Annotated in this window: 6 protein-coding genes and 2 pseudogenes; 1 reads left to right on the top strand and 7 read right to left on the bottom strand. The window is 45.1% G+C overall.

What is annotated here, in order from left to right; translation table 11 throughout:
- Window positions 1-172: 172 nt before the first annotated feature.
- From RH949_RS31740 to RH949_RS31765, 6 genes and pseudogenes are all read right to left on the bottom strand, one after another.
- Window positions 173-253: pseudogene (locus RH949_RS31740) on the bottom strand (class I fructose-bisphosphate aldolase); the annotation flags it as partial.
- A gap of 153 nt (window positions 254-406) precedes the next feature.
- Window positions 407-1,630: a DNA adenine methylase gene (locus RH949_RS31745; protein ID WP_446358830.1), complete on the bottom strand. Its 1,224-nt coding sequence runs from the start codon at window positions 1,628-1,630 to the stop codon at window positions 407-409.
- A gap of 195 nt (window positions 1,631-1,825) precedes the next feature.
- Complete coding sequence (gene ispG / locus RH949_RS31750) at window positions 1,826-3,043, bottom strand: (E)-4-hydroxy-3-methylbut-2-enyl-diphosphate synthase (RefSeq protein ID WP_044210311.1); 1,218 nt, start codon at window positions 3,041-3,043, stop codon at window positions 1,826-1,828.
- 443 nt (window positions 3,044-3,486) lie between these two features.
- Window positions 3,487-3,690 carry a hypothetical protein gene (locus tag RH949_RS31755; RefSeq protein WP_044210255.1) on the bottom strand — a complete coding sequence of 68 codons (204 nt, stop codon included), beginning with the start codon at window positions 3,688-3,690 and terminating at the stop codon, window positions 3,487-3,489.
- Between the two features lie 185 nt (window positions 3,691-3,875).
- On the bottom strand, window positions 3,876-4,724 hold the full coding sequence (locus tag RH949_RS31760) for an ABC transporter permease (RefSeq protein ID WP_044210251.1): 849 nt from the start codon (window positions 4,722-4,724) through the stop codon (window positions 3,876-3,878).
- A gap of 20 nt (window positions 4,725-4,744) precedes the next feature.
- Complete coding sequence (locus RH949_RS31765; protein WP_006104836.1) at window positions 4,745-5,524, bottom strand: photosystem II S4 domain protein; 780 nt, start codon at window positions 5,522-5,524, stop codon at window positions 4,745-4,747.
- Window positions 5,525-5,614: 90 nt separating this feature from the next.
- Here RH949_RS31765 and RH949_RS31770 point away from each other — a divergent pair.
- Window positions 5,615-6,589 (top strand): annotated as a pseudogene (locus RH949_RS31770) (alpha/beta fold hydrolase).
- Between the two features lie 301 nt (window positions 6,590-6,890).
- On the opposite strand, the gene RH949_RS31775 reads toward RH949_RS31770, so the two are convergent.
- Window positions 6,891-7,391 carry a hypothetical protein gene (locus tag RH949_RS31775; protein WP_006104923.1) on the bottom strand — a complete coding sequence of 167 codons (501 nt, stop codon included), beginning with the start codon at window positions 7,389-7,391 and terminating at the stop codon, window positions 6,891-6,893.
- Window positions 7,392-7,571: the final 180 nt, after the last annotated feature.

Consider the following 7,571-nt stretch of genomic DNA (forward strand, 5'->3'; position numbering starts at 1 on the left):
CGAATTAATGACATGATTGAAAGTAAGAAACAGTTGGCTGAACAGACGGTAGAAGCGGGTGAAAACTGGGTCACGGATATGGATACGGATCAGTTGCGATCGCTGCTATTGCTTGATCGCACGGCGGTGATTGATGAGTAAAGAAGGAGTGCGATCGCACTGTTGGATAAGTCATCATCTTGAGAAACGGTGTCCCGTCTTTGGTCGATTGGCGAATCGTTTCATTATAGAGAATCGCGCCACTGATGTAATTCTCCTGATAAGCTGTCATGCATTTAAATTGGGTATTAGTAGCGAGCAAGATGCAAAGCCTGCGGCATGGCTTCGCTAAACGCACTACAAGGATTTCGTCATTATTGACATTAAGGTTTAAATGTCGAACAGCTTATCAACTCTTGATAATTAGCTAAAACTCTTTCCATGTCGCATAAACACAGTATTCAAACAGTTCTTTCTTGCTGTTTCGCTTGCGAACAACGTTACTACCAATATTGGTATATCCAAGTTGGTGTAAGGATTCTTCCAAAAGCTTTTCCGTCTTGACCGGAATCCCATAGAACGAGGAATTACCGACAATGTATGAAAGCACTGCATTATCCCGTAAGTTGTGACGCAAATTATCAAAATGTAAGTACATATCATAGAAATATTTCTCGACATACTTTGCCATAAGCCGAGCATTCTTATTTTCTGATTCCCCAATTTGGGAAACAATCCTGTTCAACGAAGCTGACCATTCGATTTCATTAGAGTCCCAATTCTGTAATCTACTCGTCGCCACCCCCCACGTTCCTCCAATAGCTTGCCAGTCTATCTCACCTGCTTCTTTGGCAGTATCTAGAAACTTTGTCCAATACATATACGGACGAAGTTCACGAATGTAACTCATCCGGTTGGGGTAAGGTGGTGAGGTTACGACATGAGCATATTTCATGTCATTGGATACAGAGTACCGGGAATCAGCATAAAATACCGTTGCTTTACCCGCTAAAGGGTGACTAATACTATTAATTATCGCTTCCAGAATACTTTGGTAAAGTTGTTCAATTTGTTCAACTTCATACCGAGTAACTTGCTCATGAAACGACATAGACACATGATTAAAGGCAGCGGAAGAGGTTTCAATCACTAAACGGCAAAAAGCCACCCATGCCAACGAAGAAACATCCCCTTCTTTCGGTTCACCAAATTCGCTGACCAAGGCTTGTCGAAGTGCTGCTATAATTTTTAAGGTATGTGTACTCCACCAGCGAGTAATATTATAAATATTAGGAGTCCAGCAATCTTGATCAATCAGACCTTTACATTGATAAATGGTTCTTTTAATTCTCTGATTCAAGTCATCCAGTTCCGAGACCGAATAATTCCGGCATTTGGCATTACCCAGCCAGATCAGAAATCTATTAATATCTAAACAATGAGCTTGTAATCCCTGTTCAGCAGCAACTAAACCCGTTGTTGCTGTCCCAGAGAAAGGGTCAAGGATGAATGATTCAGAGGGAATCTTGTCAATAATCTCTGACACTAATTTGACTGAGTAGGCAGGGGTGAGTCGTAACCATCCATGCCGTCCAAGTTTTTGGTTGTATTTAAAGGTATAATCTGACCTTTGCTTAACCTTAAGAGCCATTATTCAGCACTCAGCAATGTTTCCAGAACCTCATGGATCTCATGCTTAATATTATCTGATTTTCTCTGAAAAAAATCTGCCTGGTGCTTGGCGAACTTTTAAGTATGCTCGCCATTATTAACATTAAGGTTTAAATGCCGAACAGCCTAGGATTGATGTGATTTTAGGGGTACGATATATCGTACCCCAATCAACTTAGGGATCGATCCAACGATCATCCGCTTTAATCAAATTAATTAACTCCTCAACTCCCTGATCTTCCGGCACCTTTTTAATCTCCTCCCGTCCCCGATATAGGGAAATATAACCCGGTTGCTTACCTACATAACCGTAATCCGCATCTGCCATTTCCCCCGGACCATTGACAATACACCCCATCACGGCAATATCTAAACCTGTCAGGTGTTTCGTCGCTTCCCGAACTTCGTGGAGTACGTCTTCTAAATTAAATAAGGTGCGCCCGCAGGATGGACAAGCGACATATTCCACCATGGTTTTCCGCAATCCCAAAGCCTGGAGAATGCTATAGCAAACGGGGATTTCTTTTTCTGGCGCTTCCGTCAGAGAAACGCGAATGGTATCGCCAATTCCTTCCGCTAATAGCGTACCAATACCCGCTGTAGACTTAATTCGCCCATATTCCCCATCGCCGGCTTCTGTAACACCCAGATGCAAGGGGTAATCCATCCCCAACTCATCCATGCGCCGTACCATCAACCGATACGCCGCCAGCATGACGGGGACACGGGAGGCTTTCAGGGAAATCACCAGATTGCGGAAGTCGAGTGATTCACAGATGCGGATAAATTCCAGCGCTGATTCCACCATCCCTTCTGGGGTATCGCCGTAGGTAAATAGCATTCGTTCAGCCAGGGAACCGTGATTCACCCCAATTCGCATCGCTTTCCCTTGATCCCTTAGGGAAATGACCAGAGGTGCTAAAGTTTCCTTGATCTTTGCCCCAATTTGTTCAAATTCAGCTTGAGTATACTCCGTGCGATCGCTCTTTGGTTTCTCAAAGACGTATAACCCTGGATTAATCCGCACTTTATCCACATGCTTGGCGACTTCTAGGGCGATTTTCATCCCGTTGTGGTGAACATCCGCCACCAAGGGAACTTCTTGGTACGTCTGAATCAGTTTCTGTTTAATTTGGGCGAGGGCTTTGGCGTGCGCCATACTGGGAACTGTGACTCGGACTATCTCACAGCCAATTTCATGCAAGCGGCGAATCCCAGCCACTGAACCCTCAAGATCTAAGGTATCTTCATTAATCATCGACTGCACCACCACCGGATGTCCGCCCCCAATCGTGATATTCCCGACGGATACCGGGCGGGTTTGGCGACGGTGGATAACGGTATCCAATGCTGGGGGTTTGGCAGCCGTTTGAGGGGTTGGAAGTGTTTGCATAACCATCGGGATAATTTCTGTAACTAGACTATCTGTATGTTTTCTATTATCCCAGAGTGCCACAGTTGGGGCGTTTTTGGGTTAAGGCAAGAGAAAGTGCGATCGCGTGAATCACAACGACAATGGCTTGAATCGAAATGATTACCCTATCAAGCCGTAGCGATCGCGCAATTTCTGCTGAGGGTGCTACTAGGTAATAGATTATTTTACTCCCGTAGACTTGGAGGATTATCTTCTATGTAACGAACCAGTTTACGTCACAATAGTATCTTGAGTTATACAGCGTATTGCAAGTTCGTGAGGTACAGTCTTTACCCTCTGATCAAGTAGTAGCACTATGTAGGTGTACTTCATTTACCTGCAATCTGCTGTAAATCTTGCCCACCCTACCTAAATTTTGCTGATTGAGACGGGTAAAAGATGTGAGTTTAATCCTATTTAAACTAATCGGGAAAATCAGGAATTACCCACTTAGGGGGTTCCATCAGTTTCTTCCGTCGCGCCTCCTCAGCTATCTCATACATTTTATCCAATGACGTCTCATTGATAAATGTTGAAGCTTTAGCCGCATACTCCCTGTGGGGACATTTATCACCCAATACACAACCATTGACGCAGGCTTCAGCACAGTTTATGGTAGGTTCCACTTCTCCCCTCCTTATTTACAGCTTCGTCGGACAATTTTCAACACTATATCTTATTTCTCTATATTTACAAATTTTAATGCATTTATCCAATTCTGGAGAATATAGTCTTCTTGTTTGACAAATAGCTTATGCTTTTTCACAATTTTATGCCGACTATTCTTTGACATAAGACATAAGACGAATCTCTATCTCAACCGCTTCTTTTCCCCTTGATAGCGCAGCCACTCACCCACAAAGGCAATTGCCCCAGATGCGCCAATTAAAATTACACTCAAGGCATTAATATCGGGTTTAACTCCAGTACGAATGCGGCTAAAAATTTCCATCGGTAGCGTTGTCGATCCGGTTCCAGCCGTAAAGCTAGCAATCAGGAAATCGTCCATACTCAGAACAAAGGAAATTAAACACCCCGCAATTATGGCAGGCATCAATTCGGGCAACAACACTTTAATAAATGCTTGAAACGGAGTTGCGCCTAAATCGAGTGCGGCTTCTTCCAAATATGGATCAAGACTAGAAATACGCGAAGAGACGACAAAGGCAATGTATGCCAAACAGAATACCACATGGGCTGCCACAATTGTCCACAAGCTTAATGGCGTGCCAATCACCGCCAGAAATACCAGAGTCGCCACTGCCATTGCGATATCGGGAATAATCAACGGTAAGTAGGATACCCCACGATATAACCCCTTCCCCATAAATTGATAACGCACCAACCCCACCGCCATCAACGTGCCAATCACGGCAGAAATAACCACAGCCACAAAAGCAACCGTCAAGCTATTTTGCAACGACTTCAGCACCCGTACATCACTAAATAGCTTAATGTACCACTTCAACGTAAATCCCTGCCAATTGGCACTATAGGCTGACTCATTAAAGCTATAAAATGTCAAGACCAAAATCGGCAGATACATATAAAAAAACATCAGCAAAGAAAATATCCCTTGCCAAGAAAAGCTCGGCTTTAGTTTAGATGATTGCATCTCGACGGGAAGTTCCTCCTGCTGATGGCTTACTGAGTCTGTCATCTAATGCTGCTGGAAAATGGTTAAATAAATCGGGTTAACTGGATACGGTAACGCTCTTTTTTGGTTATGCTAACATCTCCAACTTGCAAGCGCCCTTTACCCCGAATCGCGATTAAGTCACCCGGTTTAACCGAGTAACTGGCTTGGCTAACCTCTTTCCAGTTTACCCGCACATCACCCGCCCCAATCAAATCTGCCATCTTACTACGGGATGTGCCAAATCCGGCTGACGCGATCGCATCTAGGCGCATCGAGGCTTCGACTGTCGTCATTTCTTTCTTCTTCGGTTCTCGAATCTTGAGTTGACTCAACTGAATCGGTCGAGTTTTCACCGGAACCGAACGCACTTGAGTTAGCTGCGTCTCCAGAAACGGGACAATTTCTGGAATCACAATCACTTGAGCGCCGCGTTCGCCTAAAACAATAATATCGCCAACTTTCTCTCGCACAATCCCTGTTCCCAGAATCGCGCCCAAGAAATCCCGATGGGTGGCTGGATCAAAGAGAAAATTACCCTCAATATCTAACGCCGCTACCTCAACCTGAGACTGATCCAGAGGTAATTCTTCACGGGTGATCCCCAGCCGTTGACGTTCAGCTTGAGGATATCCTCCCCATGGTAAAAGTTGTACCTCCGTCAACCGCGCAAACTGCTGCTGAATTTCCACCAGTACAGGCGGTGAGAGGAAATCGGTTAACACCACTTCCCAAGTTTTGATCGCTTGTTCCGCTTGATCAATCACACGGGCAACCGTATCACGATTTTCGACGCCTTTGAGTAAGTCCTCTCGTGGCAACATGGGAATAATGAATTATGAATTATGCTTAATCTTGTAATTGTATTTCATCCCGGAAAAAATCGCTAGAGTTCTACTATGGCGCACCCTCTGATGTCGCTGTTTTCCCTACGAGTTTTAATCCTAACGGCTACAACCTTGTATCAAGCGATCGCCTGCTGGCGAGAAGATCGTACACCACCACCGGGTCAACGGGTGGATGTGGGCGGTTTCTGCTTGCATTACGTTACAGCAGGAACCGGATATCCAACCGTTGTACTCGATCATAGTTTGGGCGGAGTTGAGGGCTATTTTTTGGTGGATGAATTGGCGCAACTTGCGCGGGTTTGTATTTATGATCGTGCGGGTTTTGGCTGGAGCGATCACAGCCCCCATCCTCGCACCAGTAATCAGATTGTCACCGAACTTGACCAGATGTTGACCCTGGCGGGTTTAGAACCTCCCTATATTTTGGTGGGTAACTCTTTTGGCAGTTACAATATGCGTCTTTACGCCCATCGCTACCCTGAAAAAGTTGTAGGATTAGTCCTGACTGACGGGTTACATGAATCAGCGATGTTAAAAATGCCCCTAATCCTGCGCGGATTACAATTGTTCTTTGCGTCAGGCTTTATCCTATCCGTTCTGGGAGCAACATTGGGCATCATTCGTCTGCTAAATATAATTGGCGTATTTGAATTAATCAAACCAAAATTACGTCAGTTTTCCCTGGATTCTCGTCAAGCGGTAAAACGCTCTTTCTGTCGCCCCAAACACTGGGTAACGATGACCCGAGAAATCTTGAGTTTAGATACAAGTGGTCGCTAAGTCCGCTGCGCTAGTCATCTTAAGGATCTGCCGATTGTTAGTCTTAAAGCCTCTTCATTTTTCATCCCTTCATTCCTAACTGTTTTGATGCCATTGAAAGCCGCCAATCGATTACGCGATCGCATCCACGATGAGTTAGCTAAACTCTCGACAAATTGCATACAAATCTCGGTTGAAAACAGTGGTCATTTTGTCTGGGTGGATCAACCGGATGCGATTATTAAAGCCGTAAAACTTTTATTAGAAAGACTGGACTCTTAACTAGGTTTCATTGATTGGCAGGTTGCTAGCTTCTCGTACATAATGTGTCCCATTTCCATCCCGGGTTCTCCAGTTGGGAAAATTGCCTGAATCCAGTAGGGGTTTGGTAACCAAACCCCTACTCGGAGGGGAACTACCCCTAGAGCGTCGGTCAAGTATTCCGAGAAACCGGGTTTCTCGTGAGGATGACAACGAAATATCCAGCTTTCACCCAAAGAAACCCGGTTTCTAGACCGATGTCCTAGATTAGAAACATCCTATCTAATTTGAACTTGAGATTTTAGATAGCCGATAAACCCTGTCACTCGGTATATCCTTGAATCGTCTCCGGCTCAAATCGCTTCAGTAGCGGGGTAGCTTGGCGAATTAAGTCCTCCGAACCTTTAACAACAATGATATATTTCCCCTGATTGAGACGATTGCGATAGGGGAGTGCGTCACCACTACCCAAGGCAATGCCAACTCCGCCACCAACAAAAAAGCTGCCCATTGCTGCCGCGATCGCACCGAAGATACCGCCAATGATATGATTCCCTATGGGACTTATCGGTAGAATTTCGATTGCCGTGAGTAGGTTAAAGGCATATCCAGCCGCAAAGCCAAAAGGCAGCAACCAGTAGGCGAGTTGCTTAACTTGCTTAATTGCTTGCAGATTCGGGTCAATTAAGCCAAACTCATCAGCACTTTGATAGCCTTTCCCCAGAATCGTGACTTGATTCAGCGGCAAGCCTCTTTTTTCCAGAACTGTGTAAGCTTCTTCGGCTTCAATGCGATTTTTCAGGACAGCAATCAGGTAGTTCATAGTATCAGATAGAGCTAAATCGTTACAGAGGCTTCGGAAGTGAACTACCCATCGCTGACTTTCAGTACAGCGTGGGCTTCTGATTTCGCTGGGGAATGCCGCAGCTTAGACTTACGCCCAAGCTTTGGTCTTACTTCCCCTCCGTCAGCAGCAGTCCCAGTCCCTGAGACCGATAAGATT

Source organism: Coleofasciculus sp. A1-SPW-01 (assembly GCF_040217205.1).
Lineage (GTDB): Bacteria > Cyanobacteriota > Cyanobacteriia > Cyanobacteriales > Coleofasciculaceae > Coleofasciculus > Coleofasciculus chthonoplastes_A.

Coding starts and splice junctions, on each gene's coding strand:
- RH949_RS31745 (WP_446358830.1), bottom strand. CDS start 1,630: ATGGCTCTTAAGGTTAAGCAAAGGTCAGATTATACCTTTAAATACAAC.
- ispG (WP_044210311.1), bottom strand. CDS start 3,043: ATGCAAACACTTCCAACCCCTCAAACGGCTGCCAAACCCCCAGCATTG.
- RH949_RS31760 (WP_044210251.1), bottom strand. CDS start 4,724: ATGACAGACTCAGTAAGCCATCAGCAGGAGGAACTTCCCGTCGAGATG.
- RH949_RS31765 (WP_006104836.1), bottom strand. CDS start 5,524: ATGTTGCCACGAGAGGACTTACTCAAAGGCGTCGAAAATCGTGATACG.
- RH949_RS31775 (WP_006104923.1), bottom strand. CDS start 7,391: ATGAACTACCTGATTGCTGTCCTGAAAAATCGCATTGAAGCCGAAGAA.